A 25,356-nucleotide genomic window follows, 5' to 3' on the forward strand; every position below is an offset into this window, starting at 1 on the left:
ACCTCGTCGTCCTGTGTAATCCCGTGAACTTGAAAAACGTTCTTGGCCAGATCAAGGCCGATTGTGGTAACTTGCATTGGGTGGCTCCTCCTATACGCAGATATGGACATCTGCAGTATGGCGCATTGCGACGCCGATTGGAGCAGGAGCCATCCACCCCATCAGCTTTAGACACCGTCGCAAGATCCGCCAATCTTTTACTTTATATCTTTACAGGGTTTTTGGCTAACTGAGCGCCAGGAAAGCTGGTGCTACGAATTTCCAGTACACCATCAGCTTTAGCCCAGCTTCTAGCTTCGCGACTTGAGTTTGGATAAACCATTAACAGAAGCCCAACTCCAAAGAGCAACTGCATCCGTGATGCGTCCTGAAAAATGTCCCAAATGGCAACTTGTTTGGAACCGAACCATTTCTTAAATTTCTCAGCGTTGTCCACAGAGATAACAACGCGTTTTTAATCCGTAAATTGGCAGCTTGAAGCCCCATCATTCAGAGCATCCAGTTTACCATTCCACCTTTCGTAACCGAATTGTTCTTTCCAGTTCAGTGTTTTGCTGACCTCGTCGTAAAATGAAGGCTCAGAAGCCAGCTGCCAGCGATGATGCTCAAAATTCCTACTTGCTACCAACCATTGGGTGCTTTGGGTCCAAAGAGATCGTTCAGAAGTTACAACAACAGGCCCATCGCGGAAGAGGAGAAAATCTGTTTCCAGATTACTTGGATCGCAAATCATTGGCTCACTTTTCAGACCGTTCGTTTTGCCACATAATGATGATCAGCAAGATAACAACCTCGTCCAAAATATAGCTAGCAGCGAGAGGTTAGATTTGGCGTTGAAGATGAAAGCACCGTTGCTGCCGATTTGCATGTCGAGTGCCTCTGAGCCCATGAGCATAATGTCACAATCGCATCTAAGCGGTCGTCGATCTGAGGAAAATCTACGGCAGCTTTGGCCCGCACTGTGTGACTTCGTGCGCAGCGCAGCGAAAGTCGGTTTGATCTGAACCGGCCCTTCGTGCGGCTCGCGGCGAATGCCTGTAGAGAGTCCAAAATACCAGATGCTACGAACTGTACGGATAGCGGCAAAGGGTGGAAAGCGGCCGTTCACAACGCTCCGGATCAAGGTCCGCTAAACGGGGCAAAAAATACCGCTCTATTAGTTTATACCAATGCCCGTTTTAAGTTAAACTGAGCTGTTCCTGAACGCTCGGCTTTTTCGTTCACACCGCTGACATTTCGGCTTTATCTCAGGCGATTTCCGCAAGAGACCCCAGCGGCTGCAAAGGTGGCATTGCGTTGCCAAGCAATTGACGCTCTCCGCAATCGTCTGCAAAGCGCTCTCTGACTTTCTCTGCGATGTCGCTCGGATGAACCAAGTACAGCACACCTTTTCGCCGCTCAATCCCAAGTCGGGCTTTCTTTGCCGCTTTGTACAATTGCTCCATCACTCTCGACGAAGACCATCCAGTTTCATTCATTATCTGTTTGACGTGCACCCCATGATGCAACTCGGTCAACAAATGCGCATCAATGCTAAATTTTGAAGGCATTACGATGTCATCACAATTTCGCGCGGCGCAAACAAGCACCCTGTCTGAATTCACAAGCTTGAGAGCGCGGAGACGTCCTTGACGGGCCTTTTCAATACTCATGTTCACACCCCGCAATACTTGCGCCGCCCAGGTTAGACTTGGGTGCGCGGTTTGATTTTGTGGTGACAGGCCATGCCCAAAAGCCTGACGTTTTTCTATAAATAAAGTACATTCTATTTCCCCCTGGCCCGGTGTTCAATGATGAGGGCGCGACGAATTTCGGACACCATCGTGCCTCATTTTGGACAAAATTCAATACTTTGTGCCAATTGTTGGGATCTGTGAGACAATATCAGACAGGCTTGATTTTGTTCCAGTTAGAGCGACGAAATATCATTAATCAGAGACAGAGTTCGCAGAATGACAAGATTGTTCGCGCCTCGAATTCAGGCGAAATAGGAAGTTACTCTGTTCAGCGTTGAAATGGCGAATCGCCGTGACGATGCTGTCATTCGCCGCATATGCAAGACCGTCGGGTAAGCTCTGAGACCTGTCACTGCGCGTGCTTTGCTACCAACGTCAGAAATGGGCCGAAAGCAGACCCCAGAGTTTGAACGTAGCATGGCAGCTTGGTCTAAGGTTTGTGGCTGCTGTCATCGCGAGATGCAGCGGCGATAAATCCGACAACGAGGAAAGCGCGGGCGGGTTTCGATATGCTATGGGGATTTTGCGTTGCGGCTGCGGTTATCGATGCGCGGGGCGGCCGGTTGCATGACGACAGGCAGTTCGAATGTGTCGGTTCTCCCGACCCGATTTGACCAGTTGATCTCCCGTCTCTCTGCCAAAGGCCTGATGCAGCGTATGTTATGACGAGGTGGCCGCACGGAGTGGCCCGGCGCCTTCGCAAGGAGGGGTCAGGTTTGCGCGATTTATCATGCCGCATCCTCCCATGGTGGCGTGCGAGACCTGGGTGTTTGAACTGGCGCGTCGAGATCGGATCGATCCGGTTGCGACCCGGGAACATCCATCCTCTCGGCCGCGCTTCTCGGTAATAGTCGCGCAACAGGCTCAGGAGGTTCGGCGACAACATGACCTGCCGATCCTTACGCCCCTTACCATGCTCAATTCGGATCAGCATCCGGTCACTGTCGATATCGCCTACCTTCAGATGCGTGACCTCACTGGCCCGCAATCCTCCGCCGTAGGCAACGCTGAAGGCTGCGCGGTACCGTAACCCAGGCCCAGGTGCCGCTTCGATAATACGCGAGACTTCCTCGGCGCTGAGCACGACGGGGATCTTCTTGGCTGCCCGCTGATACCGCATGTGCCGCTTCATCTCCGGGCGTGGGCATGTGGCTGCGAAAAAGAAACTCAACACCGTCAGTCGGTTGTTGAAGGTCGGCGCACCAACGCCGCGCTCCTTCATATCGAGCTGGAACGCCCGCAGTTCTTCTGGCGTAGCGCTATCAGGCGCATGCCCCAGAAACCGCGTGAAGTCGCGCATCGCACGTAAACACATCGTCTGTGTCTTGGCCTGCAGCCCCATGATCTGCATGTCTTCAACAAAACGCTGGCGTAGTTTGGGAACATATTGGTCTGACATTGAAACCTCCTGTCGTCAGATTGAGAAGGTCTCAATCGTCCAACAGGTGAGTCGGTTCACAAAATCACAGAACTCAAATCAGCGCGAAACAACCGCCACAGGCACCAGAACCGCAAGAGCGGTTTCGTCCTTGTCCGCATAGCGGTCCTTGGTGCTATGCGCAGCGAACTTCCGCTTTACGCCCTCCCCACAAAACCCCAGCTACTCCCAACCATCACCGCTCGACTCGCAGAGAAGCCCGACCGGCCCAGGCTGTGGGCCAGATCAATCAGACCCGCTCGACGGTGACGGTCGAGCTTGAGTAGAACGCGATGTGGTCCTTGATCGCGGCGGCGGCGGGTTTGGGGTTCTCATAGCTCCAGGCGGCGTTTTCCAGCGTTTTGCTTTTGGTCACGATTGAAAAGAACCGCGCGTCGCCCTTGTGGGGGCAATGGCTTGTCTGCGGGCTTTCATCGAGAAAGGCCATCGCGATATCGCTGCGCGGAAAATAATAGACCGCCGGATATTCGCCCTCGATCAGCTCGATTGCGTTCTTGGTTTCGGCCAGAACGGCGCCACCGGCGCGCACGGTCCAGGTGCCTTCTGCTTTGCGTGTCGTGATATCGGCCATGATCCATCCCTATTTCAGTCGTTTTGATTTTTATATGCCGCGGCGCGATGACAGGCAGGTGTCAAACGGGCCGGGTTGCCTGGTCCAACCATAGCCGGGCTTGCGCCGAGAGCCGAGCCCCGATTTTGTCGCGGCACTGCTGGTGATAGGCGTCAATCCACGCGCGCTCGGGCTTTGTCAGCATATCGCGGTCGATCAGACGCCGGTCGATCGGCACGAAATTCAGCGTCTCAAAGCAGAGTTTGCCGGAGACATCGCCGCCGGGCAAGAGGTGTGCGTCGGTCACCACCAGGAGGTTTTCGATGCGGATGCCAAAGGCGCCCTCGCGGTAATAGCCCGGCTCGTTCGACAGGATCATGCCGGGCTTGAGCGGCTCGTGACTTGTCCGCGACAGCCGCTGAGGCCCTTCATGTACGCACAGATGCACCCCCACGCCATGCCCGGTGCCATGGCCGTAATCCTGATCTGCAAGCCAGAGCGGATAGCGCGCGATCGCGTCAAGGTCACGCCCGGCAAGGCCAGCCGGAAAGCGCAGCCTGGAAATGGCGATCATGCCTTGCAGCACGCGGGTAAAGGCCGCGCGTTCCTCCGTGCCAATGTCGCCGACGGGCAGGGTACGGGTGATATCGGTGGTGCCGTCAAGATATTGCCCGCCCCCGTCCAGCACCAGCAAATCGCCATTCTCAAGCGTGCGGTTGCTCGACCGCGTCACCCGGTAATGGGCCAGTGCGCCGTTAGGGCCGCTGCCCGCGATGGTGTCAAAGCTGATATCGAGAAGTTTGCCGGTCGCGGCGCGGCAGGCCTCCAGCTGGGTGGCGACGTCGATCTCGGTGATCGTGCCGGGGGATTGCTCTTCAAACCAGCACAGGAATTCGCAAACTGCCGCCCCGTCGCGCAGATGTGCGGCGCGGGTTCCGGCAATCTCGGCCTCGGTTTTACACGCCTTGGGCAGGATGCAGGGATCATTGCCGCGCGCGATGGTGATATTACTGCCGGGCTCGGCCGCCAGAGCCTGAAGGTGGCTCAGAACGATGGCGGGGGTCGAGGCCGGGTCGATCTGATAGGTGATGCCTTGCGCCGCGCCAAGCCCGTCCAAAAGCCCGTCATAGGCGCGCAGATGCACGTGATCGCCCAAATGCGCCTTGACCTCTGGGCTAACCTCGGCATCGCTGAACAGGGTAACTTCGCCGGTCCAATCAAGAAGGGCAAATGCCTGAACAATCGGATTGCGCGGGATGTCAGAGCCGCGAATATTGAGCAGCCAGCAGATCGAATCCGGCAAGGCCAGGATCGCGCACCGCTTGCCCGCCGCCTCAAGTGCCGCACCAAGGTCCCGGCGCTTCGTGGCATGGGGCTTGCCGGTAAGGTCATCCGGCTGGATCGTGATCGGGCGGCGTGGCCGCGCCGGGCGCTCGGGCCATACCCGGTCGACCTGGTTCTCGACAGCGCGCAGGGTAATGCCGCTGCCCTCCAGGGATTTTTCAAGCGCCTCAAGCTGTTCGACCGTGTAAAGCCAGGGATCAAAGCCAACCTCGCCGCCCTGCGGAAGATGCTGTTTGAGCCAATCACCAAGGCGCACATCGGGCCAGTCAACGGGTGTGAAATGCCCGATATCGACCTGCGTCTTGACCTGCACGCGGTAGCGGCTGTCGACAAACACTCCGGCCACATCCGCCAGCACCGCACAGAACCCCGCCGAGCCGGTAAAGCCGGTGAGCCAGGCCAGACGGCTATCGCAGGCGGCAACATATTCACCCTGATGCGCATCGGCGCGCGGCACAAGAAAGCCGACCAACCCGGTCTCGGCCATCTCTGCGCGCAACGCGGCAAGGCGCGGCGGACCCTGATCGGGGCGGGCGGTGTCGTCGAAGGATTGAAACATGGTCAACGGCCCTTGCAGAGTGTTTTGCCCATTTCTCACCCAGTTGTGCGGAAATGACCAGACCATGCGGTGATTGAATGTCGGAGATTTGGGGATGTGACCTGGACATGTCCGATCTTTATCGCGCCGGGCACCGAGACCTCTTTACCCGGCTATTGGGCCGATCGCGGTGCCTGCCGCGACCTGGAGTGCGCCTCTGCGTCGGGCAGAAACCCATCTGCTGTGGATTCAAGGCAGTCTTCGCAAATGGCATGGCTGATCTGAACCTTGCTGCGTCCTCCCGCTGCATAGTAGTCCTCGGCCGAAACCCAGGTGTCGCCGACAATCGGGGCATAATTGACCCTCTGGCACCAACTGCACATCGTGACGACGGGCAGGTTTTGGTCTTCCTTGGCCAGATTCCGAAGTTTCTTGAAGTCGTAAAGGTCGATAGGCGGGCGTTGATGTGAATGCTGCTCTACGGATTGAAAGATGAAACCTGTACACAGATGATCCGAGAATATCGGTTTCACCGACTGCCGGATGTGGCGCTCGCGGCCAGGGGCGTCACAGCGAAACGGCAATACCCAGACCCAGTTGGGGTCTGCGGCGACCCGCTCCATGATCCGTCTATACTGGTTTCGAACCTCAGCCCCCGCAATAAAGTCGAAAAGGTTGCGTCCGATGACCGCGTCAGCGTCGAGTTCCTGCGCGCCGCTCTGCATGGCAAATGCATTCCAGTTGCTCGCCCCGATGCTTTGGATGACGGCGTTGCGGTTGGTGGTAAAGGTCAGGCCCGCCAGTGCTTCCAGATGCGACATGTCGGCCTAAAGCCCCCGCAAAACGATGATTTGATCGTTAAAGTGGCCACTAGCCACGACCGCTTAGGCGAGTATGTTCCAGATTTCCGGCGCTTGCATTGATATCGGTCAATTTGGGTTTTCATCACGTTTCGTCGTGACGATAATCGTGTTGAACCTGCGATCCAGAGTGGTGCGCCGGGCGATTTATGCGGGCGCGACGTGTTTGGTGCCCGGCGATATGAAACCGGCCCGCCGCGAAGTCGGCCCGCAGGAGTGATGAGCCAAAGCGCAGGTCGTTACTATGATCATTGCGTTTGCGCGCATGTCGGCCTGTCCGGTCACAAAGTCCTGGTGATCGGGCGAGAGAGACATCCCGTCATCGTTGGTTCGCATTTCGATGTTTACGCCGATGACATTTGCCCGGCTCAGGACGCCTTCGGGAGAGCGGGAAACCGGCGGGCGTCATCATGCGCCCACCGCGCATCACCGTGCATCAGCGGGCGCGATTGATGCCCATTACGCGCGCCCGGGCGCGCGGGTCGCTGTCAAACAACGCGGCGAGTTGTTCGGTCATGGCGCCGGCAAGCTGATCGGCGTCGGTGATGGTCACGGCGCGCTCGTAATAGCGGGTGACGTCATGCCCGATGCCAATGGCCAGCAATTCAACCTGCTTGCGCCGCTCGACCATGTCGATCACATCGCGCAGATGTTTTTCGAGGTAATTCGCGGGGTTAACGGACAAAGTTGAATCGTCCACCGGCGCGCCATCGCTGATCACCATCAGGATCTTGCGCGACTCTTTGCGCGCCACCATCCGCCGGTGCGCCCATTCAAGCGCCTCGCCGTCGATGTTTTCCTTGAGCAGGCCTTCTTTCATCATCAGGCCAAGATTGTCCCGCGTCCGGCGCATCGGCGAGTCCGCCGATTTATAGATGATGTGGCGCAGATCGTTCAGGCGGCCGGGCAGTTGCGGGCGCCCTTCGGCAAGCCATGCCTCGCGGCTTTGCCCGCCTTTCCACGCGCGGGTGGTAAAGCCGAGGATTTCCACCTTGACGCTGCACCGCTCAAGCGTGCGGGCCAGAACGTCGGCGCAGATCGCGGCAATCGAAATCGGGCGACCCCGCATCGAGCCGGAGTTATCCAGCAAAAGCGTCACCACCGTATCGCGAAACTCGGTATCCTTTTCGACCTTGAAGGACAGCGGCATCGTCGGGTTGGCCACGACGCGCGCAAGTCGGCCGGCATCAAGAATGCCCTCTTCGCGGTCAAACTCCCAGGAGCGGCTTTGCTGCGCCTGAAGGCGACGCTGAAGCTTGTTGGCCAGACGGCTGACCGCGCCTTTGAGCGGCTCGAGCTGTTGATCAAGATAGGCGCGCAGGCGTTCAAGCTCGATCGGGTCGGCCAGATCTTCGGCGCGGATTTCTTCATCAAAAGCAGCGTTGTAGACGGTGTAATGCGGGTCCGCGTCCGAAATCGGCTGGGGCGCGGGCGGCTCCAGCGGGGCCTCGCCATCGGGCAGGTCGGTCTGCTCGTCCATCTCATCGTCGGACATATCGTCCATGCTGACCTGGGCCTGAGAGGCGTCCTGCTGTTCGTCCTGGCTCCGCTCGGCCTCTGCTTCGGCTTCGTTCTCGTCGCTGTCCTCGTCGCCGCTGCTGTCTTGCTCGTCCTGATCTTCGCCACTCTCTTCGGCGTCATCCTCGGTGTCGTCGTCAAGATTGTCCGGGTCATCCCCAAGCTGATCGCCATAGCCGAGATCCTCGATCATCCGGCGGGCGAATTTGGCAAAGGCGGTCTGGTCGGCAAGGATATCCTGCAGGTTCTCAAGCGTGCCGCCGGCCTGTTCCTCGATAAAGCCGCGCCACAGTTCCATCACGTTCTGCGCGCCCGGCGGCATGTCGCGCCCGGTGGCCAGATGGCGGATAAGATAGCCGGCCGCGGCGGGCAGGGGGGCATCGGCGCTGGAGGTGATCTGCTCATAGCCCAAACGCTGTGCGTCGGCGGCGATCTTGGAGTCGATATTGCTGGCGGTGCCGGGCATGTCGCGCGCGCCCACCGCCTCGCAGCGGGCGGTTTCCATAGCCTCGTAGAGATCGCGGGCCATGTCGCCCGGCGGGGCATAGCGCGCATGCAGGCCCGCGTCGTGAAACTTGTGGCGCAGCGCAAGCGCGTCGGCGGTGCCGCGCGCCAGCAGAACCTCTTCGCGGGTCATCCGGCGGCTGACCTGCGGCAGGCGCATCGCATCGCCCGAGATCCCGGCGGGATCGACCGAGTAGCTCACGGTAAGATCGGCGTCATCCGCCATCACCTTGGTGGCCTGCGCCAGCGCCTTCTTGAACGGATCGGCGGGGTTGTCGGTGGGTTTGTTCATAGGCTGGGTTCCAGATCTTTCAGGCTGATCCTATCGGTCGCCAAGCGGGTCAGAATGTCAACATGCACGTCCAGCGCATCAATGACGCGGTAGCCGGGATTTTGCCCGCCAAAGGCGAGGGTCAGATCGGTGCCCGCAAGCACGATGGCCTCTGCGCCATGGTCGCGGGTCATCCGGTGCCCGGCATCCATGAACAGGTCGCGCTGCGTTGTGCTACAGGTGCCGGCCACGGCCATGTCAAGATAGGCCCGCGACAGGGTCGCGATTTCATCGTCAAGCGCCACGGCGCGGGTCTTGCGTAACTGTCCGTATAGCCGGGTTTCCATCACGACGCGCGTGCCCAAAAGGCCAACAGTTTCAAGGCCCTCTGCGGCGAAATAGGCATCCAGCGGGGCAACCGCAGACACCAGCGGCAGCGAGGCGATCGCGCGCGTTTCCTCAAAGCAGAAGTGCCCCCCGAGCGAGGTGATCGCGGCACAGTCGCATCCCGCCCGCTTGAGCCGGTCGATCAGGCGGGCATAGGCCGTGGCCTGCGCGCCGCGCTCGTCGGCCAGGTTGTTGCGGATCAACTCGTGCACGTCGGCATGCACGATGGTCAGATCAAGCGATGCGCCCATCCTTTCCGCTGCCGCCGTCAACTGCTCGTAATAGGCGACAGTCGCCGCCACTCCGATACCGCCAATCAGACCAATATGCATGGTTCACTCCAGTGCTTGGCGCGCGCCGATGTGCTCATCAGCCCTGACAGGCTGCCTCGCGAGGCCGCCACGCAAGGGGCGGATGAGCAAACGCGCGCTTTACCTGACGCTCACATTTGCGGCGCTTTCCGGCAGTTCTTCGTCAAAGCAGCGCTGATAGAATTCGGCCACGGTCTGACGTTCCAATTCGTCGCATTTGTTCAGGAAGGTCAGACGGAACGCATAGCCGACATTGCGGAAGATCGTGGCGTTTTGCGCCCAGGCAATTACGGTGCGCGGGCTCATCACGGTGCTTAGTTCGCCATTCATGAAAGCGGTGCGCGACAGGTCGGCAACGGTTACCATGCGGCTCACGGTCTTGCGCCCCTCGGCGGTGTTGTAAAGCGGGTTCTTGGCGATCACGATGGCGGTTTCGGCATCATGGCTCAGATAGTTCAGCGTGGCCACAAGCGACCAGCGATCCATCTGGCCCTGGTTGATCTGCTGGGTGCCGTGATAAAGCCCGGTGGTATCGCCGAGACCGACAGTGTTGGCGGTGGCGAAAATCCGGAAATAGGGGTTCGGCGTGATCACCTCGTTCTGATCGAGCAGCGTCAGCTTGCCATCGGCCTCGAGCACGCGTTGGATCACGAACATCACATCGGCGCGGCCCGCGTCGTACTCGTCAAACACGATCGCCGTCGGGTTGCGCAGTGACCAGGGCAGAATGCCCTCGTGGAACTCGGTGACCTGCACCCCGTCCTTGAGCTTGATCGCATCCTTGCCGATCAGGTCGATCCGGCTGATGTGGCTGTCAAGGTTGACCCGCACCGTCGGCCAGTTCAGCCGCGCCGCAACCTGTTCGATATGGGTGGATTTACCCGTGCCGTGATAGCCCTGAACCATCACCCGGCGATTGTGCGAGAACCCGGCCAGAATGGCCAGCGTGGTATCGGGATCGAACTTATAGGTGCTGTCCAGGTCCGGCACGCGATCCGTGCGCTCTGCAAAGCCCTTGATGATCATATCCGTGTCGATGCCGAACACGTCGCGGACGGAAATCTCTTCGGTGGGTTTCGCGTTGATGTCGATCGTTCCGTCAGCCATTTTCCGGGTCCTTCCGTCGGGTCGTTGCGCGCTATGTGGTGCAACATATCGCGACAAAGGGCAAGGGGAAGGGCCAACATATGGCTGGCCTTATCCGCATTCTTGTCTGGCCCTACAAAGGGGCTGTCCTTGAGGCCTGTTAACTGTGTCCGCGTTTCTCAAATCGGGGCAACATCGCGCTGAAATCGCGCCCCTTGCCATCTTCTTGCTCGACGAACTGTGCATAAAGCTTGCACGCCGCCTGACCAAGCGGCGTATCGGCGTCTGCGGCCTCTGCTGCCTGTTGGGCCAGGCGCAAATCCTTGAGCATCAATTCGGCGGCGAAACCGGGCTGATAACCGTTGTCGGCAGGCGATTTCGGCCCAACACCGGGCGCCGGGCAATAGGCGTTCATGCTCCAGCTATAGCCAGACGAGGTGCTGACCACATCAAACATCGCCTGACGGTCAAGCCCAAGCTTGTCGGCCAATGCAAAGGCCTCGCAGGTGACGATCATCGTGGCGCCAAGGATCATGTTGTTGCAGATCTTGGCCGCCTGACCATTGCCGGAGGCACCGCAATGAACCGCCTTTTGACCCATGATATCAAAGAGTTCAGAGGCAATCTTGAATCCCTCTCCGTCACCGCCCACCATAAAGGTCAGCGTGCCCGCCGTGGCCCCGCCGGTGCCGCCCGAAACCGGCGCATCCAGCGCCAGAAGCCCGGCGTCGGTGGCCTGAGCGGCCACGGCGCGCGCGCTTTCGACGTCGACGGTCGAGCAATCAAGCAGAACCGCACCCTTTTGCATGACCGGGATCACCTGATCCGCGACCGAGCGCAGGATCTGACCGTTGGGCAGCATGGTGATGACCACGTCGCGCCCGGTTGCGGCCTCGGCTGCGCTTTGCGCCATGGTGACACCGTCAATGGCGACTTCCGCCATGTCAAAGCCGGTGACGTCATGCCCGGCATTTGCAAGGTTGGCGGCCATGGGCGCGCCCATGTTGCCCAGTCCGATAAATCCGATTTTCATGATGAAACCTCCTCCTCAAAGGTCAGGGCATCCTTGCCCAATGGCAAAAGCATCTGGCTGACCGCGACGGCGGGCAGGGTGGCAAGATCGTGCTTCCAGCGTGGATTGCGATCCTTGTCGATGATGGCGGCGCGGATTCCTTCGAGGAAATCGCCGTCTTGCATCGCGCGCCAGGTAAAGCGGTACTCAAGCCCGAGGGCGCGCCGGATATCGGCGCTTGGGCCGCGCAGGCGGTGGATCATCTCGATGGCACAGGCCATCGACAGCGGTGCGTTGCGCGTCATGGTCTTGAGCGTTGCGACCGCGAATTCGCTATCGTCACCGCGCAGCGAGGTGACGATATCGCCAAGGGTCTCGCCGCCGAAATGGGCGTTTATATCTGTCATGCGGCCCCGCATCGCCCCTTGCGGGGGCGTCTCGGATTGGGCAGCAATTGCGGCGATATCGCCGGTCTCGACCAGGGTGGCGATCAGGCCGGGCCAATTTACTTGCGGCACGTAACTATCTGCAAAACTGGCAAAAATGGCATCATCCGGCCCCATCCGTGACCCGGTGCAACCGAGATATTCGCCCAACCGTCCCGGCGCGCGCGCCAGTAAAAGCGAGCCGCCCACATCCGGCACAAGGCCGATACCGCATTCCGGCATGGCGATCTGGGTGCTCTCGCAGACGACCCGGTGCGCGCCATGACAGGAAATGCCGACGCCACCACCCATCACAAACCCCTGCATGAGCGCCACATAGGGCTTGGGGTATTCGGCGATCTTGGCGTTCAGCCGGTATTCATCGGCCCAGAACCTGCGCCCATAGGCAAAATCACCCGCGCGGCCGGTGTCATACAGCTTTTGAATATCGCCGCCTGCGCAAAACGCCTTGTCGCCGACCGCGTCGATGATCACCAGAGCAACAGCATCGTCGTCGCGCCATTGATCAAGCGCCGCCTCAATGGCAAGCGCCATCTCATAGGTCAGCGCATTCAGCGCCTTGGGACGATCCAGCGTGATGCGCCCGGCGCGGCCTTCTTTGCGGATGTGGATTTCGGCCTGTTCTGACATCGCTTAATGATCCGCCAGCATTTGACGCGCCACGATCAGGCGCATGATTTCATTGGTGCCCTCAAGGATTTCATGCACCCGCAAATCGCGCACCAGCTTTTCGATCCCGTAATCGGCCAGATAGCCGTAACCGCCATGCAGTTGCAGACATTGGTTGACGATGCGCGATCCGGCCTCTGTGACGAACTTTTTCGCCATGGCGCAATACTTGGTGGCATCGGGCGCGTCAGTGTCCAGTTTCCAGGCCGCCTGACGCAAAAAGACACGCGCCGCCTGAAGCTCGATTTCCATATCGGCAAGGCGGAATTGCAGCGCCTGAAACTGGTCGATCGACTTACCGAAGGCCTTGCGCTCGGACATATATTGCAGCGTCAGGTTCAACGCCTGCTGTGCCGCACCAAGCGAACAGGCGGAAATATTGAGGCGGCCGCCATCAAGGCCATTCATCGCATATGTGAAACCTTTACCTTCTTCTCCGACCAAATCAGCCCCGGAAATGTTGCAATTGTCAAATTGCACCTGACGGGTGGGTTGGCTGCGCCAGCCCATTTTATCCTCAAGCCCGCCATAGGACAGCCCCGCTTTGCCATCTTCGACATAGACGGTCGACACCCCCTTGGGGCCGGCATCACCGGTGCGCACCATGACGATATAGGCGTCCGAATATCCGCCCCCCGAGATGAACGCCTTGGTGCCGTTCAGGGTATAGCCCTCATTGGTGCGCTCGGCGCGGGTTTTGAGCGCGGCGGCGTCCGAGCCAGAGCCGGGTTCGGTCAGGCAGTAGGACAGAACGGTTTCCATCGTCATTGCCTTGGGCAGTACCCGCGCCTTCATCTCGTCGCTGGCAAACTTGTCGATCATCTTGGCGCACATGTTGTGGATCGACAAAAACGCCGCCACCGAGGGGCAGGCCATCGACAGCGCCTCGAAGACCAGCGTGGCGTCAAGCCGCGAGAGGCCAGAGCCGCCGGCCTCTTCGCTGACGTAAAGCCCACCAAAGCCAAGCGCGGCGATTTCGGGCCAAAGCTCTTTCGGGATCGTGCCGTCACGCTCCCAGTCGCGGGCATGCGGCGCGATCTGATCCTGCCCAAAGGCATGGGCCATATCGAAAATGGCGCTTTGTTCTTCGGTCAGGGCAAAATCCATCGGGCTCTCCGTTTCAGGTGAATTGAACGCTTGTTTAATTAGCAATTCTTGCAAGAGTTTTGCAAGGCCTGTGGGGCAGGGGCCCTAAAGGTCGGTGTGATATTCCTCGATCAGGTGACGCACGACCGATTGCAGGGCCTCGTGGTCATCTTTCCCAGCGTCGCGCGCGCTTGAATAGGCCTGTCTCTGGCGCTCGGCACTTGTGCCATGGCGCAGGATATCACGGGCGTTTTCGATCTCGGCGCTCGATTCAAAAAAGGCGGCATCCTCTTGAACAAGCTCGATAAGTTCCTCCAGCAGGTCACTAAAGGGCGTGATCTCGCCAAGCCCGAAATCAATCAGCCCCTCGCGGGTGCCATAGCGTTGCGCACGCCAGCGGTTTTCGGCCACGAGAAAGCTGTCGTAGATCCGCCAGCGTTGGTTTCGGATCGCCAGCCGCCAGAGCATTCGGGTCAGCGCCTGCGTCAGGGCGGCAAGCGTCAGGGTATGTTCAAGGCGTGGCTGCACATCGCAAATCCGCGATTCAAGGGTGGGAAAACGCGACGAGGGGCGCAGATCCCACCATATTTTGCTCGCATCCTCGATCACGCCCAGATCGACAAGTGCCTGAACCGAGCGTTCAAACCCTCCAAAGCTATCCATGCGCGGCGGCAGCCCGGTGCGCGGCAGGTTGTCAAACACCGTCAGCCGATAACAGCTAAGCCCGGTATCCTGCCCCTGCCAGAACGGCGAAGAACAGCTAAGGGCAAGAATATGCGGCAGAAAATAGCTTAACTGATTCATAAGGTCGATGCGACGGTCTGGTTGCTCGATCCCGACATGCACGTGCATCCCGCAAATCAGCATGCGGCGCGCGACCCCTGCAAGATCATGCTGAAGGTGGTTATAGCGTTCCTTGTCGGTATGGGTCTGGTTGCGCCAATCGGAAAATGGGTGGCAAGAGGCGGCGATCGGGGCAAGGTTATGGGTGGCAGCGTGTTTGGCGACACAGCTGCGCAGGCGTTTGAGATCCTCGCGCGCCTCGGCCACGTTGCGGCAAACCTTTGTGCCGATCTCGATCTGACAGGTCAGGAATTCGGGGCTGACCTGATCCTCCAGCTCTTCCTGACAGGCGGTCATCAGGGCCTCTGGGGCATTGGCAAGCGCAAGGCTGTCGCGGTCGACAAGCAGGTATTCTTCCTCGATGCCGATGGTGAATGCCGGGCTTTCGTCTGTCATGGTGCCCCTCCTTTTGCGCCCTGTTGCGCCGTCCAATTCAGCACGGTTTTGCCCCTTTGGGCAAGGGGATCACGGGCCCGGCACAATGACCGGGCCCGTGAGGCGATGGATTAATCCATCGCCTTGAAGTTGAACTCGCCACCTTCCTTGATGCCCGAGGGCCAGCGAGAGGTCACGGTCTTGGTGCGGGTGTAGAACTTGAACGAATCCGGCCCGTGCTGGTTGAGATCGCCAAAGCCCGACTTTTTCCAGCCGCCAAAGGTGTGATAGGCAAGCGGCACCGGGATCGGCACGTTGATACCGACCATGCCGATGTTGATGCGGGCGGCAAAATCGCGCGCGGCGTCGCCATCGCGGGTAAAGATCGCGGTGCCGTTGCCATATTCATGGTCCATCGCCAGCTTGAGCGCCTCTTCGTAATTGCCCGCGCGCACGGTGGTCAGAACCGGGCCAAAGATTTCCTGTTTGTAGATGTCCATATCCGGTGTGACATGGTCAAACAGGTGCGGGCCGACAAAAAAGCCGTCTTCATAGCCCTGAAGGTTGAAATCACGGCCATCGACGACAAGTTTCGCGCCCTGATCAATGCCGGTCTGGACAAGGCCAAGAATACGCTGCTTGGCCTCGGCGGTGACAACGGGGCCGTAATCGACATCGTCGCCAGAGGTCCATGGCCCAACCTTGAGCTTTTCAATCCGCGGCACCAGCTTTTCGATAAGACGGTCTGCGGTTTCTTCACCGACCGGAACCGCCACCGAAATCGCCATGCAGCGTTCGCCTGCCGCGCCGTAACCGGCGCCGATCAGGGCATCTGCCGCCTGATCCATATCGGCATCGGGCATGATGATCATGTGGTTCTTGGCGCCGCCAAAGCATTGCACGCGCTTGCCTTGGCTACAGCCGGTGCCATAGATATATTGCGCGATCGGGGTCGAGCCGACAAAGCCGACCGACTGGATCACGTCGTGATAAAGGATCGCATCAACCGCTTCCTTGTCGCCGTTTACAACCTGCAACAGACCCTTGGGAAGACCCGCCTCTTCGAACAGTTCCGCCAGCATCAGCGGCACGGAAGGATCGCGCTCTGACGGCTTGAGGATAAAGGCGTTGCCACAGGCAAGGGCCGGGCCGAACATCCACATCGGGATCATTGCGGGAAAGTTGAACGGCGTGATGCCGGCGGAGACGCCAAGCGGCTGTTTCATCGAATACATGTCGATGCCGGGGCCCGCGCTATCTGTGAACTCGCCCTTCAAGAGCTGCGGCGCGCCGATGCAGTATTCGATCACTTCAAGGCCGCGCTGAATGTCGCCCTTGGCATCCGGAAAGGTCTTGCCGTGCTCGGCCGAGAGGGCCTCGGCAAGCTTGTCCATGTCACGGTTCAGAAGGTCGACGAATTTCATCATCACCCGCGCGCGGCGCTGTGGGTTGGTCGCGCCCCATGCCGGTTGCGCGGCCATTGCGGCCTTGACGGCGATGTCCATTTCCGCAGCGCTCGCGAGCGGGCATTTGGCCTGCACTTCGCCGGTGGCGGGGTTGAAAACATCGGAAAAGCGGCCCGACGTGCCTTTGACATGCTCGCCGTTGATGTAATGCGTAAGCTCTTTCATGGGAGTCCTCCTTTTGGTTGGCGCCAAGGTAGCCTTGCAATTTTATTAGGAAAAGAGGCAATATCCCAAAAGCTGCCTGCATTTTTGCAAAGGAGGGCGCGATGCAGCCCCATTGGGACGATATCAGGATTTTCCTTGCCGTGGCGCGCGCCGAGAGCCTGTCGGGTGCCGGGCGCATGCTCAAGATCGATCCGGCGACGGTGGGGCGGCGGATTGCGCGGCTTGAGGATGCGCTTGGCGCGCCGCTATTCGCCAAATCCCCCAACGGCTATGTCCTGAGCGATGCGGGCCAACGCCTTATGGCGCATGCGATGCGCGCTGAAACAGCGATGGAGGACGCGGCCGAAGAACTTGCCGGCACGGCGGGGGGGATGACCGGTCAAATCCGCGTTGGTGCGCCCGATGGCTGTGCCAATTTCCTGTTGCCGCAGGTCTGTGCCGCGATTGCCCTTGAGAATCCCGAGCTTGAAATTCAGATCGTCGCCCTGCCGCGGGTCTTCAACCTGACCCGGCGCGAGGCCGATATGGTGATCGCCGTCAGCCCGCCGACCGCCGGGCGGCTGAGCGTGCAGAAAATCACCGATTACCGGCTGCATCTTGCGGCCTCGATCAAATACCTGCGCCAGCACCCGCCGATCGAAACCCTTCAGGATCTGGAGGGGCACCGAATGGTCGGCTATATTCAGGACATGATTTTCGACAAGGAACTCGATTACCTGAGCCAGGCCGGGGTCGAGCGGGTGAACCTTGCCTCAAACTCGGTCTCGGTACAGCTCAACTGGGTGCGTCAGGGCGGCGGAATAGGGGTTTTGCATGACTTTTCATTGCCGTGGACGCGCGGCGTGCAAAAGGTGCTGGCCGATAAACTCAGCCTCACGCGGAGTTTTTATCTGGTGCGCCACGCCGATGATCGCCGCCTTGAGCGGCAAAACCGCTTTGCCAGCGCCCTGGTCGCGGGGATCCGACAAGAGGTGGCGCAACTTGAAGCGCGCACTTGACAGAAAATGATTGATCGCTAACCATTTGAATAAGGTAATTTTCTTTCGGAGGGCAAGACATGCTGGTTCAGCAAATTCTGAAATCCAAGGGGGATGAAGGCGTCATCACCATCACCCCGGAGACCCTCGTATCAGAGGCCGCACAGATATTGGCCGAGCGCAGGATCGGCGGGCTTGTGGTGTCGCGCGACGGCACCAAGGTCGACGGCATCCTCTCGGAACGCGATATCGTGCGCTCCCTGGCGGTGCGCGGCGTTGTCTGCATGACCGAAAGCGTGAGCGACATGATGACCCGTAACCCGGTCTGTTGTGCGCGTCAGGACACATCAGATGCGGTGCTGACCCGGATGACCGATGGCCGCTTTCGCCACATGCCGGTGGTCGAGGATGGCAAGCTTGTCGGGATCGTCACCATCGGCGATGTGGTCAAGGCCCGCCTCGAAGAGCTTTCGATGGAGAAAACCGCGCTGGAAGGCATGATTATGGGCCATTAGGTCCAGACCTGTCTGATCCTGATCTGTTGCGATTTGGCTGAAATGCTCGGTCGAGGTTTAAGATGCTGCGCTAAGCCCTTGCATTCAGGTGCGTAATATTGTTGCGTGGCGCGACTGTAACAACGGAGTGGCCCATGCGCATCGCCCTCTATCCCGGCACGTTTGACCCGATCACCCTGGGCCATACCGATATCATCCGACGCGCGTCGGTTCTTGTGGATCGCCTTGTCATCGGCGTTGCGATCAATCGCGACAAGGGTCCGCTTTTTACGCTCGAAGAGCGGGTCGAGATGATCGAATCCGAATGTGCCAAGCTCGCCGAGCAGACCGGCACAGAGATTGTCGTGCATCCCTTCGAGAACCTTCTGATCGACTGTGCCCATGATGTCGGGGCACAGGTCATTGTGCGCGGCCTGCGGGCCGTAGCCGATTTTGAATATGAATTTCAGATGGTTGGCATGAACCGCGCGCTTGATAACTCGGTCGAGACGGTGTTCCTGATGGCCGATGCCGGGCATCAGGCGATTGCCTCTAAGCTGGTTAAGGAAATCGCGCGCCTTGGTGGCGATGTGTCAAAGTTTGTCACACCCGCCGTGCACCGCGCGCTGCGCGCCAAATACGATTAACGCCAGAACGCCACGTATTCGATCAGCAGAACAAGCTTGCGCCCCAGAAAGACAACGCCTTCGCCATCGAAAAACACCTGATCGGCGATAAGACCGGCGGCGATCATCGCGCCAAGGATCAGGGCAATCTTGTTGGTCATAATCTGGCGCTCTCCGTTTCTTCGGGCTGTGGTGCGCCTTGATGCCAGAGGCGCGCGCGCCTGTCACGCGCGTTCTTGAAGCGGGATCAATGTCGCGGTGCCTTCGGCAAGCGGATAGAGATCGTCGATCAGCAGACTAAGAAGCGCGCCGCGCCCGGCCACGCCTGCCTTGCGGTATATCCCGTTGAGATGGGATTTACCGTGCCTTCGGCGCTGCCACGCAGGGCGGCGATCTCGGTGATGGGCATGCCCTTGATGGTAAAACGCGTCACATCCTGTTCGGCCGGGGTCAGGCCCCAGCGTGCAAAGTGATCCTGAATGATATCGTGAAACGCCCCCGCGGCCAGCGGTACCTGGCGCTCCAGATGGGCCTTGCGGCGCAACAGCGCCATCAGATAGCGGGTTTCAAACAACACTGCCGCCAGCAGGCAAAGCGCCGAAACGGCCTCGGCCACGACATGAAAATCGCGCAGCGCCAAAACCCCGAGCGGCCCGGCCTCCTGCATGACATCCCAGAGGAAAAACGCAGCGCAAAGGGCTTTCACCAGGATAAGCGCGACCAATGCGCCGGTTTTTTTGGGGGACACCCTACCGGTCATTTCACAAGGTTCAGATCATCCGGCACCGATTTGACACCTGTCACCATCGCCTGCGGGAGGTTCACGCCTGTGCGACGACTTTCCCAGATCACCGCCGCGATATGCGCGACGACCGAAATCTCGGCCCAGAACACGACCACCTCATGAAGTTCTTCAACCCATTCAACACCAAAGAACATATTGGTCGTCATCATGTAGCCGCTTAACCCGATCACAAGCATCGCCGCCAGCAGGTTGAAGATCATCAGCGCACCAAGCGGCGAATGCCCCAGATGCGCGCGTCTGCGCCGGGTCGCCATGTCGAAAATCTGTTCGATCACATCGGCCAGTCCGGGCGTGAAGCTTGCAAACCGGGCCGTGTGAGGGCCGATAAAGCCCCAAAGCAGCCGTAACACCACAAGCGCAACAACCGCGTAGCCGACCCATATATGCGCCTTGCCGTCATCATCCAGAATTAGGGCATTCGCCGTGAAGGCCCCCACCAGCGACCAGTGAAAGATGCGAATGAGCGGGTCCCATGTCTTGAAGGTTTTCATCGTGTGTGTCCGTTGCGTTTAGGTGGCATAGGGGCGACCGGGCCGATGGTCCGGCCCGGTCTTTTCTGGAGGTTTATTCGGATTTTGTCCGCACGACGTTAAGGTCGACGCCCATGAAGATTTCAAACTTCTCACCGTTCTTAAGAGCATAGGCCTCATAGAGACCGTCTTCGGTTTTCACCTTGCGCACCTCATAGCCTTCCTCGGAAAGCTTGGCGGTGATCTGTTCGGTGACGGCGGCATCGGGTTTGCCGGTGACCTTGGCGGTTTCGACCTCTGCGGTGACCAGCGAACCGGCCAGAAGAGCAAGCGAAAGGGCAATTATACGTGTCATTGGGTTAGGTCCTTTGTGATCGGTTGGAATGCGGTCAACCCTGCCGCATCTCCTGTCACATGCACCTTGCGTGAACCTGACAGACATCACCCAAAGGTTTCTCTGCCGGGCTCTATAACTTTGGTTCAGAAGGATTTCGCCGATTGGACATGAAAAAACCCCGATACCGCTCATGGCAACGGGGTTTTGAATACAATTCAGGGTTGTGGTCGGTTTACCGCAGACCGCCCATCGCCACCGCAACATCGGCCATGCGGCAGGAGAACCCCCATTCGTTGTCATACCAGGCCAGAACCCGCACAAGACGGCTGCCCATGACCTTGGTCTGATCCGGGGCGAAGATCGAGCTTTCTTCGGTGTGGTTGAAATCAATGCTGACCTTCTGCTCGGGGTCATAGCCCAGCACGCCTTTCATCGCCCCGGCGGCGGCCTCGGCCACGACGGCGTTGACATCGGCCACGGTGACATCGCGCTTGGCGACGAAGGTCAGGTCGACAGCCGATACATTCGGCGTCGGCACGCGGATCGCAGAGCCGTCAAGCTTGCCCGCCAGTTCCGGCAGAACCTCCCCAAGCGCCTTGGCGGCCCCGGTCGAAGTGGGGATCATCGACATCGCGGCGGCGCGCGCGCGGTAAAGATCCTTGTGGCGCCGGTCCAGCGTCGGCTGATCGCCGGTATAGGCGTGGATCGTGGTCATGATGCCGCTCTCGATCCCGATGCTGTCGTTCAGCACCTTGGCCAGCGGCGCCAGACAGTTGGTGGTGCAGGACCCGTTCGAAATCATCCGCTCGGAGGCCTCAAGCTGATCGTGGTTCACGCCGTAAACCACCGTGCGGTCAACGTTTTTGCCCGGTGCCGAGAGCAAGACCTTGCCTGCGCCACGCTCAAGGTGCTTGTTGGCCTTCAAGCCGTCGTTAAAGTTGCCGGTACATTCCAGCACCACATCGACGCCGTCCCAATCCAGCTCGTCCATGTCATAGGTCGAAAACATCTCGATCGGGCCACGGCCCAGATCCATGGTGTTGTCGCCGAGTGTGATCGGATGGGGAAAACGACCATGCACCGAGTCATAGCGCATCAGGTGCGCGGCGGTCTCAAGCGGGCCGGTGGCGTTGACCTTGACGACCTTGATGTCGGTCCGCAGGCTCTCTGAGATATGGGCGAGGGTGGCGCGGCCAATGCGGCCAAAGCCGTTGATGCCTACGGTGATGGTCATGGGGACTCCTGTGAATGAGGTTGGGGGCGATATAGACCCAAGCACCATTGGCGGAAAGGTGGAAAAGGTGGATTTCATTTGAAATTCAGCTTGTTAGCGATAACCGTTACCGCAAAACCTGCCTGCGGTGGCATGATTGCGCTAACCGGTCCGGCGCTCTGTGCCTTGGGCCACCGGGGGATTCTCTTTGCGCGTCGGCCCCTGCGCGCTTGATCCACCTCAAGGCCAAAGCCGCATTGACCTGCTCATATAAGGGCTGGCAAGGGGGCGCGCGTGATGATGAAGAAACTGCTTTTGCCGGTCATCCTCGGGCTGCTTGTCTTTGGCTTCTGGATCAGCCCGGATTTTCAGGAGATCGCCGCAGGCGTGGCGATTTTCCTCTTTGGCATGCTGATGCTTGAGGATGGGTTCAAGCTGTTCAGCGGCGGCTATCTTGAGCGCGCGCTTGAAATGGCAACCGGCTCGATCACCCGCGCGCTTGGCTTCGGGGCGATTGCCACGACGATCATGCAATCAAGCTCGCTTGTGTCCGTGATCACCATTTCATTCCTCTCGGCGGGCCTCATTCCGCTTCTGGCCGGTGTCGGCATCATTTTCGGCGCCAATATCGGCACCACCACGGGCGCCTGGCTGGTGGCGGGGTTTGGTCTCAAGGTCAAGATTTCGGCCTATGCGCTGCCGATACTGGCGATCAGTATCGTGCTGGTGTTCCAGCGCTCAAAATACCTTAAGGGTGCGGGCTATGTGCTTGCCGGGCTTGGATTTCTGTTTCTCGGCATCCATCACATGAAAGAGGGCTTCGAGGCCTTCAAGGATCAGTTCGACCTGACCCGCCTGGCCATGACCGGGGTTTTGGGGCTTGTGGTCTATACGCTCACCGGGGCGGCGGCGACGGTGGTGATGCAATCCAGCCATGCCACGATGGTGCTGATCATTACCGCGCTTGCGGCCGGGCAGATCAGCTATGAAAACGCCCTGGCGCTTGCGATCGGGGCCAATATCGGCACCACGGTCACCGCCATCATCGGCGCGCTGACTGCGAATTTCCAAGGCAAGCGGCTTGCCCTGGCGCATCTGATGTTCAACGTTTTGACGGCGGGCGTGGCGCTTGTCTTTATCGGCCAGATCCGTCTGGCGGTCGATGCCATCAGCAGTTCCGTCGGAATTTCGGTCAGTGATTATGCCCTTAAACTTGCGGTATTCCATACTATTTTCAATGTCTTGGGCGTCGCTCTTATCCTTCCGTTCATCCACAGGCTTGTGACCTTCCTTGAGCAGACTATCGTGCAACCCGCTGAAGACCTGAGCCGGCCCAAGTACCTTTCGGAGGCGGTGGATGAGTTCCCGCAAACCATTCAGATCGCGATGCGCCGCGAGGTGCATCATCTCTATGAAAACGCGGTCGAACTTATTGTGCATGGGCTGAACCTGCACCGCTCGGAGCTGTTTGAAACCAAGGATATCGCGGCCACCGTTCGGGCAAGCCGCGCGCCGGTCGATTTCGACATTGATGCGCTTTACGAACACCGTGTCAAAACGCTCTATTCCGCGATCATCGAATTCGCCACGCGGGTCGGCAGCAAGGATATTCCGGCAAAACCGATGGATGACGTCTATCTCATGCGCGATGTCGCCGGGCAGATCGTGCATGCGGTCAAGTCGATCAAGCACATGCGCCGCAACGCCACCCATTTCACCCAAAGACCACAGGGCGTGATCACCGATCTTTACAACGGGTTGCGCACCGAGATTGCCCGCATTCTGGTCGAAATCCGCAAGCTTGACGAGGCCGACCCCGAAGACCGCTCTAGCCTCTGGCTTGATCAGGAACGCCTTCAGGTCGAAGCGGATGCGCGCAACACCAATCAGACCGTTGATCACCTGATCCGTGATCATCACCTGAGCGCCAGCATGGCAACCTCGTTTCTCAACGATTCAAGCTATGCCTATAGCGCGATGCGCGATCTTCTGGACGCCGCGCGCGCCTATTACATCGACACCGAAGACGCCATGGCCGAGGTCGAGCGTATCCTGACGCTGGATGAGGACGACCTTCAGGATATGGTCACAGACGGCCCCAAGAGCCCGCCCAAATCGGCCGCAGAAAAGACAAGGACAACGGAATGAAACTCAAGAACAGTATCGAGAAACTGGATGCCTATTTTGAGCGGCTTGAAAGCGGCAAGGCGCAGAAGATCGACCCGGATCATGTGTCCAAGATGATCCGAAAGCTGACCAAAAAGCGCGAGGGGCTGATGGGCGAACTCTCCGAGGCGGTCAAACCCTCGAAGAAACAGCGACTCCTGCAGAAATGCGCCACGCTCGACGCCCAGATCGAGCGCGCCAGATGGCTTTTGGATCAGATCGGCTAGCGCCTAAAACCACGCGCCGAACGATCGCCGTCGTCGCTTGACAGCATTCGGCCCGAGGGTTACGCCCCGCCTTTTCCTGGAAGGGGCAGAGATCGAAAATGGCACAGATTAGCCCCGTTTTAGGCCTGGATTTCGGCACTTCCAACTCGGCGGCGGCCTATCTGCGTGACGGTGATCCAGTGCTTGTTGCGATGGACGGCGGTCATACCACACTGCCGACCACGTTTTTCTTTGAGTTTGACACCCGGAAAACCCTCATTGGCGATGCGGCCAATCAGGCGCTGCTTGACGGGATCGAGGGGCGGTTCATGCGCGCACTCAAGCGGGTGCTTGGCACGCCGCTCATGCATGAAACCCGCCAGATCCTGAAAGAGCGCGTGACCTTCGTCGAAATCATCGCCCGCTTTCTGAGCCACATCAAGACCCGCGCCGAAGCACAGGCCGGGGTGACTTTTGAGCGCGTGCTCTCTGGTCGTCCCGTCGTATTTTACGGCGCTAACGATCCGCGCGAGGCGCAGGCCGAGGCGGACCTGCGCGCCTGTTACCTTGCCGCCGGGTTCAAAGAGGTCGGCTTTCTGCCCGAACCCGAGGCCGCCGCCCTTGCCAATGGTGCCGCGATCCAACCCGGCGAGACCGGGCTTATCGTCGACATCGGCGGCGGCACCTCGGATTTCTCGGTGTTTCGCGCCACCCCTGCGGGCGTTTCCGTGCTGGCCAGTCATGGCGTGCGGATCGGCGGCACGGATTTTGATCGCGCGATCAGCATCGAGCGGGTGATGCCGCTTCTTGGCAAGGGATCAGAGCTTCGCAAGGTGATGGGGCCGGGCCGCTCGCCTGTGCCAAACGCGATCTTCAACGATCTCGCCACCTGGGAGAAAATCCCGTTTCTCTACACGCCCCAGACCCGCCGTAAGGTCGACGAAATGCTGCGGCTGGCGAATGAGCCGGAAAAGCTGGCCCGCCTTGCAACCCTGTTGGAGCATGAGCTTGGCCATGAGGTTGCCTTTGCGGTCGAGCGTGGCAAGATCGCGGCCAATGCCGGGGATGAGGGTGCCGCAATCGCGCTTGACGAGATCGAGCGCGGCCTGTCGGCAATATTGCCGCCGCAAATTCTGGCAGCCTGCCTCTGGCCACAGGCGCGCATGTTGCACGAGGGGGTGCGCGACACCCTGCAGATGGCGGGCGTCGATGCGGCGGCGATTGACCACGTGATTTACGTCGGCGGATCAAGTCTTATGGCGATGGTCGCGCAGGCGGCACGGGCAGAGTGCCCCGATGCGCATCATTCCTTCAGCAAGGTTTTTACCGCGGTCACCGACGGGCTTGCGATTGCCGCGGCGCGCGGCTGAGGGCCACGAGAAACCCCCGAATGCGATGGCATCCGGGGGCTTCGATCTTGGCAAGGCTCACAAGCTTCGAGCATGTCGCATGTTCGA

27 protein-coding genes are annotated in these 25,356 nt (G+C 59.3%); 7 read left to right on the forward strand and 20 right to left on the reverse strand.

Annotation, left to right across the window (positions count from 1 at the left end):
- Positions 1–202: 202 nt before the first annotated feature.
- The 7 genes from BUB78_RS20900 to BUB78_RS10295 all read right to left on the reverse strand — a co-directional run bounded on the left by BUB78_RS20900 (position 203) and on the right by BUB78_RS10295 (position 6,427).
- A complete protein-coding gene (locus tag BUB78_RS20900; RefSeq protein ID WP_220084000.1) occupies positions 203–436 on the reverse strand; it encodes a hypothetical protein in 234 nt (77 codons plus the stop codon).
- Between the two features lie 18 nt (positions 437–454).
- A complete protein-coding gene (locus tag BUB78_RS20330) occupies positions 455–733 on the reverse strand; it encodes a hypothetical protein (RefSeq protein ID WP_139279309.1) in 279 nt (92 codons plus the stop codon).
- Positions 734–1,247: 514 nt separating this feature from the next.
- Positions 1,248–1,652, reverse strand: coding sequence for a hypothetical protein (locus BUB78_RS10275; RefSeq protein WP_073197820.1), 405 nt, complete (start codon positions 1,650–1,652; stop codon positions 1,248–1,250).
- Positions 1,653–2,166: 514 nt separating this feature from the next.
- Positions 2,167–3,135: a tyrosine-type recombinase/integrase gene (locus BUB78_RS21140; protein ID WP_245813434.1), complete on the reverse strand. Its 969-nt coding sequence runs from the start codon at positions 3,133–3,135 to the stop codon at positions 2,167–2,169.
- A 268-nt stretch (positions 3,136–3,403) separates the two neighbouring features.
- Complete coding sequence (locus BUB78_RS10285; protein ID WP_073197823.1) at positions 3,404–3,745, reverse strand: DUF427 domain-containing protein; 342 nt, start codon at positions 3,743–3,745, stop codon at positions 3,404–3,406.
- Positions 3,746–3,806: 61 nt separating this feature from the next.
- Positions 3,807–5,627, reverse strand: coding sequence for an aminopeptidase P family protein (locus BUB78_RS10290; protein WP_073197825.1), 1,821 nt, complete (start codon positions 5,625–5,627; stop codon positions 3,807–3,809).
- 152 nt (positions 5,628–5,779) lie between these two features.
- Positions 5,780–6,427 carry a PAS domain-containing protein gene (locus BUB78_RS10295; RefSeq protein ID WP_073197827.1) on the reverse strand — a complete coding sequence of 216 codons (648 nt, stop codon included), beginning with the start codon at positions 6,425–6,427 and terminating at the stop codon, positions 5,780–5,782.
- 73 nt (positions 6,428–6,500) lie between these two features.
- Here BUB78_RS10295 and BUB78_RS10300 point away from each other — a divergent pair, with 73 nt between their 5' ends.
- Positions 6,501–6,686 carry a hypothetical protein gene (locus tag BUB78_RS10300; RefSeq protein ID WP_073197830.1) on the forward strand — a complete coding sequence of 62 codons (186 nt, stop codon included), beginning with the start codon at positions 6,501–6,503 and terminating at the stop codon, positions 6,684–6,686.
- A gap of 216 nt (positions 6,687–6,902) precedes the next feature.
- Here the strand turns inward: BUB78_RS10300 and cobT are convergent, their stop codons facing one another.
- From cobT to BUB78_RS10340, 8 genes are all read right to left on the reverse strand, one after another.
- Positions 6,903–8,780: a cobaltochelatase subunit CobT gene (cobT, locus tag BUB78_RS10305; protein WP_073197832.1), complete on the reverse strand. Its 1,878-nt coding sequence runs from the start codon at positions 8,778–8,780 to the stop codon at positions 6,903–6,905.
- Positions 8,777–9,478 (reverse strand): aspartate/glutamate racemase family protein, encoded by a 702-nt coding sequence (locus BUB78_RS10310; protein WP_073197834.1) that lies wholly within the window; start codon positions 9,476–9,478, stop codon positions 8,777–8,779. The genes cobT and BUB78_RS10310 overlap by 4 nt, the downstream gene beginning before the upstream one ends.
- A gap of 99 nt (positions 9,479–9,577) precedes the next feature.
- A complete protein-coding gene (cobS, locus tag BUB78_RS10315) occupies positions 9,578–10,564 on the reverse strand; it encodes a cobaltochelatase subunit CobS (RefSeq protein WP_073197836.1) in 987 nt (328 codons plus the stop codon).
- 139 nt (positions 10,565–10,703) lie between these two features.
- Positions 10,704–11,576 carry a 3-hydroxyisobutyrate dehydrogenase gene (gene mmsB / locus BUB78_RS10320; protein WP_073197838.1) on the reverse strand — a complete coding sequence of 291 codons (873 nt, stop codon included), beginning with the start codon at positions 11,574–11,576 and terminating at the stop codon, positions 10,704–10,706.
- Positions 11,573–12,631 carry an enoyl-CoA hydratase/isomerase family protein gene (locus tag BUB78_RS10325; protein ID WP_073197840.1) on the reverse strand — a complete coding sequence of 353 codons (1,059 nt, stop codon included), beginning with the start codon at positions 12,629–12,631 and terminating at the stop codon, positions 11,573–11,575. The genes mmsB and BUB78_RS10325 overlap by 4 nt, the downstream gene beginning before the upstream one ends.
- Before the next feature lie 3 nt (positions 12,632–12,634).
- Positions 12,635–13,777: an acyl-CoA dehydrogenase family protein gene (locus BUB78_RS10330; RefSeq protein WP_073197842.1), complete on the reverse strand. Its 1,143-nt coding sequence runs from the start codon at positions 13,775–13,777 to the stop codon at positions 12,635–12,637.
- An 84-nt stretch (positions 13,778–13,861) separates the two neighbouring features.
- The gene (locus BUB78_RS10335) at positions 13,862–14,995 is read right to left on the reverse strand and encodes a carboxylate-amine ligase (RefSeq protein ID WP_073197845.1); all 1,134 of its coding nucleotides are present in this window, start codon (positions 14,993–14,995) and stop codon (positions 13,862–13,864) included.
- Positions 14,996–15,105: 110 nt separating this feature from the next.
- Positions 15,106–16,605 carry a CoA-acylating methylmalonate-semialdehyde dehydrogenase gene (locus tag BUB78_RS10340; RefSeq protein ID WP_073197847.1) on the reverse strand — a complete coding sequence of 500 codons (1,500 nt, stop codon included), beginning with the start codon at positions 16,603–16,605 and terminating at the stop codon, positions 15,106–15,108.
- Positions 16,606–16,706: 101 nt separating this feature from the next.
- Here BUB78_RS10340 and BUB78_RS10345 point away from each other — a divergent pair, with 101 nt between their 5' ends.
- The 3 genes from BUB78_RS10345 (at position 16,707) to coaD (ending at position 18,723) form a co-directional block, all read left to right on the forward strand.
- Positions 16,707–17,603: a LysR family transcriptional regulator gene (locus BUB78_RS10345; RefSeq protein ID WP_073197849.1), complete on the forward strand. Its 897-nt coding sequence runs from the start codon at positions 16,707–16,709 to the stop codon at positions 17,601–17,603.
- Between the two features lie 59 nt (positions 17,604–17,662).
- The gene (locus BUB78_RS10350) at positions 17,663–18,097 is read left to right on the forward strand and encodes a CBS domain-containing protein (RefSeq protein ID WP_073197852.1); all 435 of its coding nucleotides are present in this window, start codon (positions 17,663–17,665) and stop codon (positions 18,095–18,097) included.
- A 134-nt stretch (positions 18,098–18,231) separates the two neighbouring features.
- Positions 18,232–18,723, forward strand: a complete 492-nt coding sequence (gene coaD / locus BUB78_RS10355; RefSeq protein WP_073197854.1) for a pantetheine-phosphate adenylyltransferase — start codon at positions 18,232–18,234, stop codon at positions 18,721–18,723.
- On the opposite strand, the gene BUB78_RS20685 is transcribed toward coaD, so the two are convergent.
- The 5 genes from BUB78_RS20685 to gap form a co-directional block, all read right to left on the reverse strand.
- Positions 18,720–18,863 (reverse strand): hypothetical protein, encoded by a 144-nt coding sequence (locus BUB78_RS20685; RefSeq protein ID WP_170865051.1) that lies wholly within the window; start codon positions 18,861–18,863, stop codon positions 18,720–18,722. The genes coaD and BUB78_RS20685 overlap by 4 nt on opposite strands.
- A 128-nt stretch (positions 18,864–18,991) precedes the next feature.
- Positions 18,992–19,450 carry a helix-turn-helix transcriptional regulator gene (locus BUB78_RS10360; protein WP_245813436.1) on the reverse strand — a complete coding sequence of 153 codons (459 nt, stop codon included), beginning with the start codon at positions 19,448–19,450 and terminating at the stop codon, positions 18,992–18,994.
- An 8-nt stretch (positions 19,451–19,458) separates the two neighbouring features.
- The gene (locus BUB78_RS10365; protein WP_073197855.1) at positions 19,459–19,998 is read right to left on the reverse strand and encodes a cytochrome b/b6 domain-containing protein; all 540 of its coding nucleotides are present in this window, start codon (positions 19,996–19,998) and stop codon (positions 19,459–19,461) included.
- A 73-nt stretch (positions 19,999–20,071) separates the two neighbouring features.
- Positions 20,072–20,332, reverse strand: coding sequence for a PepSY domain-containing protein (locus BUB78_RS10370; RefSeq protein ID WP_084732828.1), 261 nt, complete (start codon positions 20,330–20,332; stop codon positions 20,072–20,074).
- Positions 20,333–20,546: 214 nt separating this feature from the next.
- Positions 20,547–21,548, reverse strand: coding sequence for a type I glyceraldehyde-3-phosphate dehydrogenase (gene gap, locus BUB78_RS10375; protein WP_073197858.1), 1,002 nt, complete (start codon positions 21,546–21,548; stop codon positions 20,547–20,549).
- Positions 21,549–21,824: 276 nt separating this feature from the next.
- Between gap and BUB78_RS10380 the strand changes: the two genes are divergently transcribed.
- From BUB78_RS10380 to BUB78_RS10390, 3 genes are all read left to right on the forward strand, one after another.
- A complete protein-coding gene (locus BUB78_RS10380) occupies positions 21,825–23,675 on the forward strand; it encodes a Na/Pi cotransporter family protein (protein ID WP_073198053.1) in 1,851 nt (616 codons plus the stop codon).
- Positions 23,672–23,920 (forward strand): hypothetical protein, encoded by a 249-nt coding sequence (locus tag BUB78_RS10385; protein WP_073197860.1) that lies wholly within the window; start codon positions 23,672–23,674, stop codon positions 23,918–23,920. Before BUB78_RS10380 ends, BUB78_RS10385 begins: the two co-directional genes overlap by 4 nt.
- Positions 23,921–24,018: 98 nt before the next feature.
- Complete coding sequence (locus BUB78_RS10390; RefSeq protein ID WP_073197863.1) at positions 24,019–25,269, forward strand: Hsp70 family protein; 1,251 nt, start codon at positions 24,019–24,021, stop codon at positions 25,267–25,269.
- Positions 25,270–25,356 lie beyond the last annotated feature (87 nt).

This window comes from Roseovarius marisflavi (assembly GCF_900142625.1).
Lineage (GTDB): Bacteria > Pseudomonadota > Alphaproteobacteria > Rhodobacterales > Rhodobacteraceae > Roseovarius > Roseovarius marisflavi.